Origin of the sequence: Rosenbergiella metrosideri, from assembly GCF_022602565.1 — a bacterium.
GTDB classification, from domain to species: Bacteria; Pseudomonadota; Gammaproteobacteria; order Enterobacterales; family Enterobacteriaceae; genus Rosenbergiella; species Rosenbergiella metrosideri.
Genome location: NZ_JALBCV010000006.1, coordinates 111,656 through 127,900 on the forward strand (window position 1 = coordinate 111,656; position 16,245 = coordinate 127,900).

At 47.7% G+C, this 16,245-nt stretch carries 13 protein-coding genes and 1 pseudogene; 4 read left to right on the forward strand and 10 right to left on the reverse strand.

The features are described 5' to 3' along the window. Positions 1-7 precede the first annotated feature (7 nt). The 4 genes and pseudogenes from glyQ to MKR94_RS17170 all read right to left on the reverse strand — a co-directional run. Positions 8-919: a glycine--tRNA ligase subunit alpha gene (gene glyQ / locus MKR94_RS08120; RefSeq protein WP_048911162.1), complete on the reverse strand. Its 912-nt coding sequence runs from the start codon at positions 917-919 to the stop codon at positions 8-10. A gap of 128 nt (positions 920-1,047) precedes the next feature. Next, a complete protein-coding gene (locus MKR94_RS08125; protein ID WP_241646460.1) occupies positions 1,048-1,428 on the reverse strand; it encodes a VOC family protein in 381 nt (126 codons plus the stop codon). A 50-nt stretch (positions 1,429-1,478) separates the two neighbouring features. Then, positions 1,479-3,131, reverse strand: a complete 1,653-nt coding sequence (fumA, locus tag MKR94_RS08130) for a class I fumarate hydratase FumA (protein WP_241646461.1) — start codon at positions 3,129-3,131, stop codon at positions 1,479-1,481. Positions 3,132-3,350: 219 nt separating this feature from the next. Beyond that, a pseudogene (locus tag MKR94_RS17170) lies at positions 3,351-3,447 on the reverse strand (winged helix-turn-helix domain-containing protein); the annotation flags it as partial. A 366-nt stretch (positions 3,448-3,813) separates the two neighbouring features. On the opposite strand from MKR94_RS17170, the gene mmuP reads away from it, so the two are divergent. Together mmuP and mmuM are read left to right on the forward strand one after the other, a co-directional pair. Then, on the forward strand, positions 3,814-5,217 hold the full coding sequence (gene mmuP / locus MKR94_RS08135; RefSeq protein WP_241646513.1) for an S-methylmethionine permease: 1,404 nt from the start codon (positions 3,814-3,816) through the stop codon (positions 5,215-5,217). Further along, on the forward strand, positions 5,204-6,154 hold the full coding sequence (mmuM, locus tag MKR94_RS08140) for a homocysteine S-methyltransferase (protein ID WP_241646462.1): 951 nt from the start codon (positions 5,204-5,206) through the stop codon (positions 6,152-6,154). Before mmuP ends, mmuM begins: the two co-directional genes overlap by 14 nt. Here the strand turns inward: mmuM and oxlT are convergent. Beyond that, positions 6,144-7,400, reverse strand: coding sequence for an oxalate/formate MFS antiporter (oxlT, locus tag MKR94_RS08145; protein ID WP_241646463.1), 1,257 nt, complete (start codon positions 7,398-7,400; stop codon positions 6,144-6,146). The two genes, mmuM and oxlT, sit on opposite strands and share 11 nt — an antisense overlap. Before the next feature lie 150 nt (positions 7,401-7,550). Here oxlT and MKR94_RS08150 point away from each other — a divergent pair, with 150 nt between their 5' ends. Together MKR94_RS08150 and MKR94_RS08155 are read left to right on the forward strand one after the other, a co-directional pair. Then, on the forward strand, positions 7,551-8,552 hold the full coding sequence (locus tag MKR94_RS08150) for a LacI family DNA-binding transcriptional regulator (RefSeq protein WP_241646464.1): 1,002 nt from the start codon (positions 7,551-7,553) through the stop codon (positions 8,550-8,552). Between the two features lie 252 nt (positions 8,553-8,804). Further along, complete coding sequence (locus MKR94_RS08155; RefSeq protein WP_241646465.1) at positions 8,805-10,118, forward strand: MFS transporter; 1,314 nt, start codon at positions 8,805-8,807, stop codon at positions 10,116-10,118. A gap of 65 nt (positions 10,119-10,183) precedes the next feature. On the opposite strand, the gene MKR94_RS08160 is transcribed toward MKR94_RS08155, so the two are convergent. The 5 genes from MKR94_RS08160 to MKR94_RS08180 all read right to left on the reverse strand — a co-directional run bounded on the left by MKR94_RS08160 (position 10,184) and on the right by MKR94_RS08180 (position 16,242). Further along, entirely contained in the window at positions 10,184-11,014 is an 831-nt protein-coding gene (locus tag MKR94_RS08160; protein ID WP_241646466.1) for a fumarylacetoacetate hydrolase family protein, read from the reverse strand. Between the two features lie 178 nt (positions 11,015-11,192). Continuing rightward, entirely contained in the window at positions 11,193-12,038 is an 846-nt protein-coding gene (locus MKR94_RS08165; protein ID WP_241646467.1) for an aldo/keto reductase, read from the reverse strand. A 254-nt stretch (positions 12,039-12,292) separates the two neighbouring features. Beyond that, a complete protein-coding gene (locus MKR94_RS08170; RefSeq protein WP_241646468.1) occupies positions 12,293-13,105 on the reverse strand; it encodes a helix-turn-helix domain-containing protein in 813 nt (270 codons plus the stop codon). A gap of 30 nt (positions 13,106-13,135) precedes the next feature. Continuing rightward, positions 13,136-13,447, reverse strand: a complete 312-nt coding sequence (locus MKR94_RS08175; protein WP_241646469.1) for a DUF6506 family protein — start codon at positions 13,445-13,447, stop codon at positions 13,136-13,138. A 365-nt stretch (positions 13,448-13,812) separates the two neighbouring features. Next, positions 13,813-16,242 (reverse strand): glucose/quinate/shikimate family membrane-bound PQQ-dependent dehydrogenase, encoded by a 2,430-nt coding sequence (locus tag MKR94_RS08180; RefSeq protein WP_241646470.1) that lies wholly within the window; start codon positions 16,240-16,242, stop codon positions 13,813-13,815. Positions 16,243-16,245: the final 3 nt, after the last annotated feature.

Here is a 16,245-nt window from a genome sequence, read left to right on the forward strand (position 1 = left end):
CCATCCCTTATTTGGTTTTATGACACATTGGGAAGCCCAAGGCTTCACGAGAAGCGTAATACGCTTCAGCAACTGCTTTTGTCAGGGTACGGATACGCAGAATGTAGCGTTGACGCTCTGTCACCGAAATCGCCTTACGGGCGTCTAACAAGTTAAAGCAGTGTGCGGCTTTCAGGATCCGCTCATAGGCAGGGAGAGGTAACGGCGTTTCTAACGCCAGAAGCTGTTGCGCTTCTTTCTCGTGTTGCTCAAAGCAGGTGAACAGAAAGTCAACGTCGGCATACTCGAAGTTGTACGTCGATTGCTCCACTTCGTTTTGATGGAAGACATCCCCATAGGTGGTTTTACCCAGCGGACCGTCACTCCAAACGAGGTCGTAAACACTGTCAACGCCTTGGATATACATGGCCAGACGTTCTAAACCGTAAGTAATTTCACCGGTAACAGGCTTGCATTCGAGTCCACCTACTTGTTGGAAATAGGTAAACTGTGTGACTTCCATTCCGTTTAACCAGATTTCCCAGCCTAAGCCCCACGCACCGAGCGTTGGGTTTTCCCAGTTATCTTCAACAAAACGGATATCGTGTACGGTAGGGTCCAGACCGAGTGCTTTTAACGATCCTAAATAGAGTTCTTGGATGTTTTCAGGCGACGGTTTGATGACCACTTGGAATTGGTAATAGTGTTGCAGGCGGTTAGGGTTTTCACCGTAGCGGCCGTCAGTCGGGCGACGAGAGGGTTGCACATAGGCAGACGCCATAGGCTCTGGCCCTAACGCGCGCAGACAAGTCATTGGATGAGAGGTGCCGGCGCCGACTTCCATATCCAAAGGCTGGATAATAGTACAGCCCTGGTTTGCCCAGTAGTCCTGCAATGTCAGGATCAGTCCTTGAAAGGTTTTGGTATCAAACTTTTGCATTATGAGTTCCGCACGCGATACGCTAAAAAAAGTGAAGGCTAGTATACCCTCTGGCTGTCAGATATGCAGCCGTAAATCCTTAGCAAATACGAACGAAACTCAACAATAAGGCAACCTTGGGTCAGTTATTATACCTTACTGTACAATGCGCAAAGCTTATTACCGAACGGATCGCGCAGATAGGCAAGGTAAAGCTCACGTTCACCCACGGTTCTTATACCAGGAGGGGATTCGATTGCCGTTCCCCCTGCCTGCGCACCAACTTGATGCCATTGATTGACCGCTTCTTCGTTGGGCAGCGCCCAGCCGATCGTGCCACCGTTCGCTCCACTTGCGGACTCACCATTGATTGGACGCGTCACTAAGAACATTTGCTGCCCTTTGATGTAATAGAGACGTCCTTTATCATCGATACCTTGCGCGTCAGCACCAATCACGGTGAATAACGCGTCATAAAATTTTTGCGATACAGCGATATCATCAGAACCTAGCATAACGTGACTGAACATTTTATCCTCTCTCTGCATAATGAAGGCGTGTCGACACACGCCTTTTGGGGCTACCCTTTTATCGCGCATCCTTGGCATTTACTGTTCTGGATGTTTTGGAAGAAATCATTACCTTTATCGTCAACTAAAATAAAAGCAGGGAAATCGGTGACCTCGATCTTCCAGATTGCTTCCATACCTAATTCAGGATAGGCGACACACTCTAATTTGGTAATGCTTTGTTGGGCAAGTACTGCGGCCGGTCCACCAATACTTCCCAAATAGAACCCGCCGTGTTGATGGCACGCATCCGTCACTTGTTGGCTTCGGTTCCCCTTCGCTAACATAATCATACTGCCACCATTCGCTTGCAGCTGATCGACATAGGAGTCCATACGACCGGCGGTGGTCGGTCCTAGTGAGCCTGAGGCATACCCCTCCGGTGTTTTAGCTGGCCCTGCATAATAAATCGGATGGTCTTTGACATATTGCGGCAGCGGTTCACCGCTATCCAATAACTCTTTTAATTTGGCATGCGCGATATCGCGGGCAACGATGATGGTGCCAGATAAGGATAGGCGAGTAGAGACCGGATAATGTGAGAGCTGTGCTAAGATTTCGGTCATCGGACGATTCAGATCGATACTGACCACATCCCCTTCGCCCTGTTGACGCATCGCTTCAGGAATATAGCGACCAGGATTAGCTTCAAGCTTCTCAATCCAAATCCCTTTACGGTTAATTTTCGCTTTGATATTGCGGTCGGCCGAGCACGAGACGCCCATGCCGATAGGACAGGATGCGCCGTGTCGGGGTAAACGAATAACGCGAATATCATGCGCAAAATATTTACCGCCAAATTGCGCACCAATCCCTAAATTCTGTGCTGCATCTAACAGCTCTTGCTCTAATTGATGATCCCGGAAAGCTTGTCCATGCTCGTTACCACTCGACGGTAAGTTATCGTAATAGTGGGCTGATGCCAATTTCACCGTTTTGAGTGTCGCTTCCGCAGACGTTCCTCCAATCACAAAAGCAATATGATACGGCGGGCACGCAGAGGTGCCTAAACTGCGCATCTTTTCGACTAAATACTCTTTAAGTTTTCCCGGCGAGAGTAAAGCTTTGGTTTCTTGAAAGAGGTAGGTTTTATTGGCTGAGCCTCCGCCTTTCGCCATACAGAGAAACTTATACTCGTCTCCCTCTACGCTGTATAAATCAATCTGAGCTGGAAGGTTGGTGCCGGTGTTGACCTCTTTGTACATATCCAACGGCGCATTCTGCGAGTAACGTAAGTTATCTTCGGTATAAGTGTTGTAGACGCCTTGTGCCAGCGCAGCTTCATCCCCGCCCCCGGTCCACACTGCTTGCCCTTTTTTCCCAACAATGATCGCCGTTCCCGTATCTTGACAGGTTGGCAAGATGCCACGCGCCGCAATTTCAGAGTTACGCAGGAACTGAAGCGCAACGTAGCGATCGTTTTCACTGGCATCGGGATCATCGAGGATCGCAGCAACTTGTTGCTGGTGTGAGGCGCGTAATAAAAATGACGCATCGTGAAAAGCGTGTTGGGCGAGTAACGTTAGCGCAGCAGGATCAACCTTTAGTACCGATTGTCCTTCAAATTCAGTGACAGAAACATGGTCAGTGCTCAGTAAGTAATATTCAGTTTTATCTTCAGATAGGGGGAAAGGTTCTTGGAAAAAAAACGGTTTATTCGACATTCTTCAGCTCACTTGACTTTTTATTAGGACAGCCCGTTGCGCTCCTCATCATTGAGACGTTAGGGCAAACTTACTGGGAAAACATTTATGGAGTGATTATTAACATATTTATTACAAATGTCATCCCTGCTCTCCTCTCACTTAATCACACTCCTTACCCTCGGATAGTGATCTCCGTCGATAAAAACAGCGATTAGCCAGAGTCTGCTCAGGGTAGTGCTATTCAACAAAGCGATACCCGATACCATATTCGGTAATGAAGTGTTGCGGCCGTCGCCGATCGGGTTCGAGTTTTTTTACGTAGATGACCAATATAGGCTCACAAGTTTTGTGATAGTCCGCGTATTGGCGGCCGCGACACAACGACAGGATAAAATATTACGCGAGCACTTTTTCAGAAGGGTACACCATTAACGCGATTAACGTATATCCCTCACGGTAAAGTAAACAATTATCGATACTTCGTTATAGGTAATAAAAAGCGAGTGGCAGTAGTAGGCTTTCTACAACATCTATTTAACATGAATTAATAATATGTTTTTTACGTAAAAATGATAGGAGGAAATAAACATCAACTTTCAGTTATTTTTTTGCACACGTAAAGTGGAACTTTGCATTCTAAAAAAATTCAACGTATAAAGTGCTTATAGCTATTTAGATGTCTAAACGTTTAGAAGGTCGTATGCAACCAGAAGCAGAACAGAGCAAAACCTTACACCGCACAATGAAAGCCCGCCATTTGGTTATGCTGTCATTGGGGGGGGTGATCGGCACAGGATTATTTTTCAACACCGGTTATATCATCTCCACTACCGGTGCCGCAGGAACACTACTTGCCTACCTAATCGGCGCCTTGGTGGTGTGGTTAGTGATGCAAAGCTTAGGCGAACTTTCCGTCGCAATGCCTGAAACGGGAGCCTTCCATGTCTATGCCACCCGCTATTTAGGCCCTGCTACCGGCTATACCGTGGCTTGGCTGTACTGGCTGACTTGGACGGTAGCCTTAGGGTCTAGCTTTACCGCCGCCGGATTTTGTATGCAGTATTGGTTCCCGCTGGTCCCTATCTGGCAATGGTGTCTGCTCTTCTGCGTGATCATTTTTGGATTGAATATTATTTCGACCCGCTTTTTCGCGGAGGGTGAGTTTTGGTTTTCTCTCGTTAAAGTCATCACCATTCTGGTCTTTATCATCTTGGGAGCTGCCGCCATCTTCGGTATTCTGCCGATGCACGACGGTACCCCAGCACCTTTCTTACACAACCTCACCGTTGAAGGCTGGTTCCCCCATGGCACCTTACCCATCTTAATGACTATGGTTGCCGTCAATTTTGCGTTTTCAGGTACTGAGCTGATTGGCATCGCGGCGGGTGAAACAGAGAATCCAGAGAAGGTCATCCCGGTCGCGATTCGTACCACAATTGCCCGCTTAATTATCTTTTTCTTAGGTACCGTCTTTGTCTTAGCCGCACTCATTCCGATGCAGCAGGCGGGTGTGGAAAAGAGTCCTTTCGTACTGGTGTTTGAGAAAATCGGCATCCCTTATGCCGCCGATATCTTTAATTTCGTGATTTTGACGGCCATTCTGTCAGCAGCAAATTCCGGACTTTATGCTTCAGGTCGGATGCTATGGTCATTGGCAAATCAGCGCACCTTACCTCGCGCCTTTGCACGGGTGAATCGGCGGGGAATACCGGTCTTTGCGATCAGCATCAGTATGCTGGGTGGTATTTTAGCGCTCTTTACCAGTATTATCGCCCCGGATACGGTGTTTGTGGCTCTCTCTGCTATCTCTGGCTTCGCCGTTGTTGCCGTATGGCTTAGTATCTGTGCCTCACACTACCGTTTCCGCCGTCGTTACGTGGCCTCGGGACAATCGGTCGAGGCGCTGGCTTACCGGGCCCCATGGTTCCCAGTACTGCCTATTTTAGGGTTTATTTTGTGCCTCATCGCCTGTTTAGGCCTCGCTTTTGACCCTAGCCAAAGAATCGCGTTATGGTGTGGTATTCCCTTTGTTGCGTGTTGTTATGCGGCCTACTATTTAACTTCTGCAAAAAAATCTAAGGACGTGAAGCATGTCTCTGACTAATCCACTTACTTCGTTACTGGAACAGTCTCCCTTTATCGTACTGGACGGGGCCCTGGCAACCGAGCTTGAAACACGCGGCTGTCAGATCACCGACAGTCTTTGGTCAGCAAATGTCTTAATTAATCAACCCGACATTATCCGCCAAGTTCATCTCGACTATTTTCGGGCCGGCGCACAGTGTGCCATTACCGCCAGTTATCAGGCTTCATTGGCAGGCTTTGCACAACGAGGGTTGGATCGCGAAGAAGCCGAAGCGCTTATCGCACGCAGCGTAGTCCTGGCCGTCGACGCCCGCACGGAGTTTCTCGCCGAGTCGCCAAGTTCGCCTCGCCCATTAGTCGCAGGTTCCGTAGGCCCCTACGGCGCTTACTTGGCCGATGGTTCGGAATATCGTGGCGATTATTCGCTAAGCCGTGAGGCCTTTATTGATTTCCATCGCCCACGCATTACCCAGCTTCTGGCCGCAGGTGCCGATATCTTGGCGTGCGAGACCCAGCCCTCTTTCGCTGAAATCCAAGCCTTATGCGAGCTGATCCGAACGTTTCCTGAGGCAAGCGCATGGTTTAGCATGACGCTTAAGGATGCGTATCATCTGAGTGATGGTACGCCATTGACCACGGTAGTGAGTTACCTAACCGCTCAGCCACAAGTCGTCGCCCTAGGCATTAACTGTATTGCCTTGACGGAGACGACGGCGGCATTGAACCATCTGCATACCCTTACCGCGTTACCATTAGTGGTGTACCCTAACTCCGGTGAGACCTACGATGCGCAGAGTAAAACCTGGCACCAAGGTGGCGATCACTGCCAACAATTAACGGATTATCTTCCTGATTGGCTTGCCGCGGGCGCCAAGCTTATCGGAGGCTGTTGCCGGACTTCGCCAAAAGATATCCAAGCACTGGCTTCACAGCAGCATGCGCGCTCTAGCGACTGATAAAGCGTTGACGCCAAGGCTTCAAGACCGCTATTGCTAATAATGCGGTCAAAATATCAAGTCCAATCGCTAAACTAAACACGGGGACCCAACCGTGGCTTGCTTGATAGAGCAGCGCTGCGAGGGGGCCTCCTAGTATTGAACCCACCCCTTGTGACATATACAACCAGCCATAGTTACTGGCGGCATGTTGGCTACCAAAGGTATCGGTCAACGTGGCCGGAAAAAGAGAGAATATCTCGCCCCATCCTAAGAAAACCACCCCCGAAAGGAGAATAAATAACAACGGATCATGGCGGAACGTTAGCCATAAGCTCATCGCACCCGCTTCGAGGATAAAGGCGACAAACATCGTATTCTCACGGCCAATCCGATCAGAAACCCAACCAAATAATGGCCGCGTTAAGCCATTGGTTAAGCGGTCAAGACTCATCGCCAAGGGTAATGCTGCCATGCCCCAAATCAGAACTTGCCCCACCCCGACATCTACGGCAAAGCTTGCCAGCTGGGAAGTGACCATAAGCCCTGAGGTTGACATACAGGCCATCATAAAAAACAGTAGCCAGAACAGTGGTTGCTTGAGCATTTGCGAAGAGGAGTAGTGGCGTTCAACGCACGCTTGATGACTGATCACAGGACTGACACTGGGGGCATCGCGTAGCCCTCGGCTGGCCACTCCGCCAAGTGCGGCAAAGCCCACGCCAAAGATCAGTAGTGTTGAAGTAAGTCCATAATGGCTGAGCGATAGTGAAATCGGTAGCGTCGTCACAATAGCGCCCATTCCATACCCTGCTGCAACCATACCGGCTGCAAAGCCGCGTTGCGCCGGAAACCAGCGTACGACTTGTCCCACTATCCCGATATACACAATACCGGTACCAATTCCGCCAACGACTCCATACAGCACATAGAGTGTCCACAGGGAGTGGCTGTAAGCGGCACCCACCCAGCTCGCCCCAGTAAACAGTGTCCCAACACCGATCAAGCGCCGTGCACCAAAGCGGTCAATCAACTTGCCCTGCAATGGTGACAAGAAGGTTTGAAAGATAATCAGTAAGGAAAAGGTCACTTGTAACAGCGGTAAGTGAACGTCAAGACGCTCGAGAAACGGCTTAGTTAATAGCGTCCAGACGTACTGCGGGCTAGATATGGAAGCCATACAGAGTAACCCTAAGGCTAACTGTTGCCATTTTTGTGCGGAGCGGATATGAATCGGGTTAAGGCTGACGTCGGTCTGTACGCTCATTGGCTATTCTCCCCTGGTGTCGAACGTTAATCGAAGCAAACTTTGTGCCAGCCTCAATTGGTAAAAATAACTTAAGCGTCTTGGCGCCAGACATATCTTTTTTATGTGGCTCACGGCATAATGTGTGCCCAACCTCTCGATACGTAATCTATGAAAAAACAACGTATTACCTTAAATGACATCGCGGTACTTGCGGGTGTGACCAAAATGACGGTAAGCCGTTTTCTGCGCACGCCCGAAAAAGTGAAAGCCGATACGGCCGAACGAATCGCCAGTGTTGTTAAGGAGGTGGGGTTTGAACCCGATTCTGATAATCCGCAGATCACTAGCCAATCAATCCCGCGGATAGGCATACTTATTCCCTCATTTAATAATCAGATATTTAGCGAGTTATTAGCGGGGATTGAGGCCGTCACGGAAGCTCAGGGCTACCAAACGCTAGTCGTCACCTACGACTATTCTCTTCAAAAAGAAGAGGAACAGATTGCGGCGTTACTTGCCTTCAATATCAAAGCGTTGATATTGACCGACACCGCCCATAGCCTTAGAGCTGAGAAATATTTACACGCTGCTAAAGTCCCTATTGCCGAAGTCATGGGAATTGCCACACAGCCTGAGCGTATTAATGTCGGCTTTGATAACTTCCGTGCGGGCTACGAGGCGACACAAGCCTTGATCGAAGCGGGTCGAAAGCATATCGCTTACTTCGGTTCTATGTCTGATTTACGCGATCAGCAACGCTACCAAGGCTACTGCGATGCACTCAGTGCCGCTGGCTTAGCGATAACCCACATTAGTCCTCAAAAAGTGTCGTCCATCGAAACCGGAGCGACGATGATGCAGGAAGCTTTAGATAGCGTGCCGAATCTTGACGCCATTTTTTGCACCAATGATGATTTGGCGATCGGCGTGTTACGGGCTTGCCAAGCCGCTAATATTGACATTCCACAGCGTATCGCGATAGTTGGATTTCATGGCTTGGAGATAGGACAAATCACGACGCCCCGCCTCACCAGTATCAAAACCCCCCGCTATGAGGTCGGTAAACAGGCCACTGAGCTGTTGTTGCAACGTGTTCAGGGGCATGAGACCGTCAGCCAGGTCATCCTTGAGACGCATTTTCTCATTGGCGATACTTTCCCACTTTCCTGATAACTTGGGAAAACGCCCGCCGGATCACGTTATCCGTAACATCATTTGTTAACACGATTCAGCGTGATGCAACTCGCAAAAACATTTGTAAAAACATTGTTTCATAGTCGTCATAAAATAACCGTCCTTTTACCGAAGATAATGACTATGCTTATAAACTAAGAAAGTAAAAGATGACGATAATGGAATATTTTTCACGGAAGATAAGCGAAGATTTATTTCAGAAAACTGTTTTCTGAAGGGAGGAGTACTATGAGTCATAATGTTCCACGGACCCGCTGGTATCGAATAATTGTCCCCATACTGATTGCTTGTATTATCTCATTTATGGATCGGGTAAACATCAGTTTTGCCTTACCGGGGGGGATGGATCAAGAGTTAGGGATCACCAGCCAAATGGCTGGAGTGGTGAGTGGGATCTTCTTTATTGGCTATCTCTTCCTACAAATACCTGGTGGGCGCATCGCCGTCCACGGTAGCGGTAAGAAATTTATTGCCGCCTCGCTAACGGCTTGGGCGGTTATCTCTGTCACCACTGGCTTTGTCACCCACGAGTATCAACTCCTAATTTTACGTTTCTTGCTCGGTATCGCCGAGGGGGGAATGCTGCCGGTGGTGTTAACCATGGTCAGCAACTGGTTCCCTGAAAAAGAATTAGGCCGTGCAAACGCCATCGTCATGATGTTTGCCCCACTGGGTGGTATTTTCACTGCGCCAGTCTCTGGAGCCATCATCTCGGCGCTGGATTGGCGCTGGCTATTCTTTATTGAAGGGATCCTCTCCGCTATCGTGATGATGTTATGGTGGGCGCTCATCAGCGATCGCCCAGAAGAAGCGCGTTGGTTGCCTGAAAAAGAACGTGAATACTTACTAACACAACTCAAAGCGGAACGTGAAGCACGTGAAGAAAAAGTTAAAGTGAGTAATGCACCGTTACGCGATGTTTTCAAAAACCGAGGGCTAGTAACGCTTATTTTCCTCAACTTCTTTTACCAAACGGGCGATTATGGTTACACCCTATGGCTACCTGCCATTCTTAAGAATCTGACGGGGGGAAATATGGCTGATGTCGGCGGACTGGCGATTCTTCCCTTTGTCGCCATGGCAGCGGGTATCTACGTCATCTCGCTCTTCAGCGATCGTTCAGGTAAGCGCCGCTTATGGGTTTGCGTGTCACTGCTTTGCTTTGCCGCCTCGTTGGTTGCCTCGGTGGTTCTGCGCCACCACGTGGTCGCAGCCTATATTGCCTTAGTGGTCTGTGGGTTTTTCTTGAAAGCTGCCACCAGCCCATTCTGGAGTATTCCAGGACGCATTGCGTCGGCAGAAGCCGCAGGGGCCGCACGGGGAGTAATTAACGGATTAGGTAATTTGGGCGGGTTCTGTGGACCCTACTTAGTCGGCGTGATGATTAACTTCTACGGCCAAAACGTTGCCATCTATGCGCTGTCTCTCTCACTCCTGATTGCAGCAATCTTATCGGTAACACTACCTAAACAGTGTGATATTCAGCCTGATGATGAGGCGGTCAACCACCCGGGAAAGGAGATCGCCGCGTCTAACCGTTAAGCGTTTTGCGGTAGGGAAGACTTACCGCACTTCAACCGATAGCGACTCCCTGCTATCGGTTCTTTTTAACGTATTACGTGTGATAAGCGGCCAATCTGACTAATTTCGACAGCGACATCGTCGCCAGGGAACATAAACAGTTGTGGTGTTCGGGATTTACCGACACCGCCTGGCGATCCGGTAATAATGACATCACCCGGTGACAGAGGCGTGAAGTGCGTAACATAGGCGATGATCGCTGCAACGCTGTGGACCATATTTTGTGTGGAGTCTTTTTGAACCTGTACACCGTTTAAGAACGTTTTTAATTCAAGTTGTTGCGGATCAGGGATTTCATCGTGAGTCGTCATCCAAGGTCCAAATCCCCCAGTGGCTGGCCAGTTCTTACCCGCGGTAAACCACGTAAACTGCATGTCACGCACGGTGGCGTCCATAAAGCAGCTGTATCCAGCAACGTAATCTAAGGCTTCATCTTCAGTCACTTGGTGAGCCGGTTTACCGATCACTACGGCCAGCTCGCCTTCATAGTCAAATTGCTCACTGCTCACCGGTTTTTGGATCGGTTGGAGATGCGCGGTAAGGCTATCAGCAAAGCGGATAAATAGGGTCGGTGCTGGATTGGTTTCACCAAATTCGATGCGCTTTTCTGAATAATTCATCCCCACACACAAAATTTTATTAGGGGTCTTAATCACTGGCAGAAAACTAATCTCATGGAACGCATAATCTGCAGAGCGCGCAGCGAGTGGCTGTAATGCGGCAAGGCCATCATCTTCCAGTAGGTGTTTAAAATCGCAATAGTCGAGCAGTTTTCCTGCATCAATTACACCTTGTTCACAGACCAGACCAAAGGATTCATGGCCACTACTATTAATAATAAAGCTACATACCTGCATAAAATTCGGCTTTCGTTGATGTCTATGAGAAAATCGTCATCTCCCTGCATGCGAATTCTTGATGTCATTGAGCATTGCGGTGGTGACGCCGTGAGCGGCTGATTCTAACAGCCCGATGATCCCGCAGCTAATCTTTTCACCACCCTTTTACTAAAAATACCCTCTTTATTGACGCGACTTAGCGAATTTCAAGCGGTTCGGCGATCTCAGGGGCGGGATAATAGCGCGTGAGCTGCGCGCAATCTTGCTCGCTGATCTCAAGTTGTAGGGCGCGTGCGTTGTCTTCAACATGCTGAACACTGCCGGATTCAGGTATCGCCAAAATCTTATTCTGCCGGATCACCCAAGCGAGTAATAACGCTGCAGGCGTCACCTGATAGTGAGTGGCAAGCGTTTTGACTTCCTCCATATCGAGCAAGTGTGATCCCGCGCCGCCGAGCGGACAGTACGCCATCATGGTAATGTCATGCTCTGCGCACCACGGAGCAAGATCGTATTCAATACCTCGACCCGCAAGGTTGTAGAAGACTTGGTTAACCGCACATTGCTTCCCACCGTCAACCTGTAATAGGGATTGCATCGCGGGTAAGTCGAAGTTAGAAACGCCCCAAGCGGTAATCTTTCCTTTCTGCTTCATCTCTTCCATAAGATTAACCACTTCTTGTAGATCATTACCGGACTGCCAGTGTAAGAGGTAGAGATCGAGGTTGTCTGTGCGTAGCCGATGAAGGGATGCATCGAGGCTGGCTTCAAGCTGTTTCCCCGTCGCGTTCCAAGGATAGACTTTTGAGACCAGATAGGTCTGGTCTCGACGGCCTTTGATCGCTTTACCGATCAACGTTTCAGATTTCCCGTCACCGTACATTTCAGCGGTATCAATAACCCGTAATCCAAGGTCTACCCCACGGTGTAGGGCGGATATTTCTTGCTGTTCACTATAACGGCCTTGACCTAACCGCCAACTCCCCATACCTAGTGATGGAAGTGTATGGCCTGCTATCTGTAGCGTTGCATGGTGCGTCATGGGTCGCTCCTAAGTCGTGACGGGAAATCCTAAGCGTAGCCCATCATTACCGCTGGTGCAGCGATAAATGTTAAATTCATTTATTTTAAAATGATATTATCTTAGAAAGATAAAATAACTGCATCAATCGCCGTTGCCACTTAAAAAAATTCCTCAACAGCTATTCTATTATAAATTTACATGTGGAAACTATCTTTAAATACATGGGGGGGGGTTGTTCAATGAATGTTTCGAAAAATAGTTCTAAATTACTGCTAAATATAGCCAGCTATGATATAGGTATTAACATTATAATGATTTAAGGTAATATGCTGATTAGTGAACAGTTTTTTAGGAGACAACGAAGTATAGGTGACACAGTTTTTAATAAAGTGAGATTGATCATAAAATCCATAATCTAGTATTGTATTAAGTAGTGGCCTTCCTTTGAACAACTCCTTTATAACCTTCTGAAATCTGGCATTTTTTTGTAAAGATCGAATATCCACACCCACATGGTGATGTATTTTTCTTTGTAATGTTCGTTTGTTAAATACTACACTTCCGAATAATAAATCGTAATTGAAATTATGATAAAATTTTTCTATCGGCTCCAACAAAATCAATTCGTTGTTTTTCTTTACTGAAATTTTTTTTCTTAACCATTCTCCCAGTGTTTCGGCTTTATTAATTAACAAATTATTAATATTAGGATAATCGATATTTAAATCATTTAAGGAGATAATACAGTCTTTAATTAGATTAACAGGAATACCGAATATATCGAAAAAAGCTGCCGTTTTAAACCTCAAGGTTAAAAAATGAATTTTTCTACTTGACGAAAATTTTACTCTATATTCTCTTGGTGTTATTATCACTGCTGCTCCCGAAGCAATGATCGTTTGAGATACGGTTGTATTATCTTTCAATACAGAAACATTCATTTCATCGCCTAGATTGAATAATATCTCATTACCTGTTCCAGGAAATATCTCAGGAATAAAATCACCTTTATCAAAAAACCACTCTAAACATAAAGACAACCAAGGTGATATGTCTCCGTAAGGAATATATTTGTTACATTTCATACTGAGGATCTATCACCTTGATTATCGTCTCTACTTGTTAAATAAACTATCACCACTGGTATTGTTCAGACAAGGATGATTATCGAATCTTACCACACCAATATTAAGCCTACCTGCTGAGGCTTTGGTTACCTCAGAAACACCTTGATTTCCAAAACCCGCACAGAGCTCAACGGCTTGTATACCTTCACTATGTAATGTATCAAGCAGTTCACACGCCTCTTTGTAGGTCTTCACACCGACCGTTTTCAGATGAACATTTTTTGTTTTTATCCAAGTAAAATCTGTAGAGGGTGATGCTTCTGGAGCGATGAAGATAAAGGCTGCTTTAAAAATAGTCATAATGAATAATCCTTAATATTTGTTTTTAAAAAAGATATCCAATTTTGACGAATAATTATTGTAAGATAACGACAACTAATTTCTAGCCAATTTATTCCACCTCATGAAATTTCTAATTACTATCCATCCTATAAAAACCACCAACAACGCTAGGATTACTACGTATTGCGAACTGATGTTTGTAACATTTGGTCTAGGCTAGGTAAGCCAATTGAGCACCCCCTCTAAAGGCTATTAGATTAATTATCTCTATACCACGAAAGGATAATGCTAAGAAAAAGCGCATAGGAATATGCATAATATGCAACAAAGTGTTGATTAATGTTCAACACTTTGTTGGCAATGCTTCTTATGCAAGAAGTATCTTAATTTAATGCATAGGCAATAACGTAATCACCCCGGTCTGGGGATTGACGCGCCCCACCCGCTGAAATCAAGATGTACTGCTTACCTGTTTTTGGGGAGACATAACTAATTGGACCACCTTGACTACCGACCGGTAGTCGAGCTTTCCAAACTTCCTTGCCGGTTGAACTGTCAAAAGCTCGCAAGTAGTAGTCTTGGGTCCCCGCAATAAAGACCAACCCCCCCTGTGTGGCGAGGCTCCCCCCGAGTGAAGGCATACCGATTGGCATTTTCATGCCCATCTTAATCCCCATCGGTCCGGTATCCTGAACGGTACCCAGTGGAACCTGCCACAGAATTTTTTGTGTGGTCATGTCGATAGCAGAAAGCGTCCCGAATGGCGGCGCTTGGCAAGGGATACCCAATGGCGACATAAAGCGATTTTTATTCACCGAATACGGTGCGCCTTTCATCGGTACGGCACCCATCCCAGTATTCACCGCCTCTCCACCTGTATTTGCTGATGTCGACGCGTTAGGATCAGCCTTGATCAGCTGCTGCCATAAGCCTAAGCGCATGTCGTTGACGAAAATCAGATGGTTATTCGGATCCGTTGAGAGGCTTCCCCAGTTCATCCCACCAAGTGAGCCTGGGAAACTTAACGACTTATCGGTCCCCGGCACAGTGTAAAGACCATCGTAACGCATCGATTTAAAGTTAACGCGGCAGATCAACTGATCGAAGGGTGTGGCCCCCCACATATCCGACTCTTTTAACGTTTGAGCGCCAATCTGTGGCATCCCCACTGAACGCGGCTGGGTGTCACTGTATTGTTCGCCCGGAATATTACCGCGCTTCACTTTTACATTGTCGACTTTGGTTAACGGTTGTCCCGTCAAACGGTCCAAAACGTAGATCTGCCCCGCTTTCGTGCCGACGACTACCGCAGGACGGTTTTCACCCGCGGGTGTTTTGAAATCGATAAGGCTCGGTTGCATAGGAATATCAAAGTCCCAGAGATCATTATGGACCGTTTGATATACCCACTTCTCTTTACCAGTATTCGCATCAACCGCCAGTATTGAAGCACCGTATTTATGGTCTAACGGTGTGCGATTCGCGCCCCAGATATCGACAGAAGAACTGCCCATCGGCATAAAGACGGTATTGGATTGCGGATCGTAAGACATTGGCGCCCACGAGTTCGGGGTGCTGCGAACATAGTGCTGTCCCGGTTGCAGCGTAGCATTCGGGTTTGGATTACCCGGATCGAAAGCCCAGCGTAATGCGCCCGTCAACACATCAAAGCCCCGCAGCACGCCACCAGGCATATCAGTACTGACATTGTCTGAGATACGCCCGCCAACGACCACAGTGGTGCCTGCAAGGGTTGGCGCGGAGGTCAATACATACTGTGGATCGGGAGCATTGCCCATTCCGGTTAATAAATTCACCGTCCCGTGATCGCCAAATCCTTCGCAGAACTGGCCATTATCGGCATTTAATGCAATCAGACGTCCATCAATGGTATTCATCAGAATACGACGTGGACAATTCGCAATGTCGGCACTGTTGACGGCGAGAGGCTGGCTGCTCCCTGGTAGATCAGGGTGTGGCAGAGACTGCGTTGCATCAAAATACGCTAGCCCACGGCAGCGCATCCAGACCGATGACTTCGCATTGATTTCGGCTTTCCACAGCGCCTTACCACTGTCAGCATCCACAGCGATAACGTTGTTATGCGGCGTACAGAGGAAGATTTTGTCGCCAACTTGTAGCGGAGTCTGTTGATCTTCGGCGCCATTACCGTCTGGACTCAGCGGGGTATCGCCCGTATGGAAGGTCCATACCGGTTTTAAGTGTTGGACATTATCACGAGTAATCTGGTCTGCCGCGACGAATCGGCTTCCCCCCGGGGTGTTACCATAATTATCCCAGTTGGTGAGTGGCGCTTGTTTTGAGACGGGCACTAATGGCTTAGGCTCGCCTTGGAACGCAACGGGATCATGAGGTTGAAACATACCTGCAAACGCCGCGATGAACCCTATGGTCGTCACTAAGGCAAGAAGATAACTGGCGATACTTATTCGCCGCGTTGCCAGGGGTTGGCGCAGTGAAGGTAATAGCAGGAACGCAACAATTGCTAAACCTGCAGGGAACATAAGACGTGAAATCAACGGCCAGAAAACGAAGCCCACTTCCATCACCGCCCACACCAGTGTCCCCAGTGCGAACAGAAGGTAGAGCACCGCACCTGACGCTTTTAAACGAAAGAGTTGAAGACTACTCACTAACAGGACTATGCCTGAAATGAAGAAGTACCCGCTACCGCCTAAACTCAATAATTTCCCGCCCTCGATTGTAAAGAAGAGTGCGGTTAACAACAGTATTAGGCCAAATAAGCGGGTAGTAATCTTTAGCCACAATGGCTTTAGACGTGTATTTCCCATGGA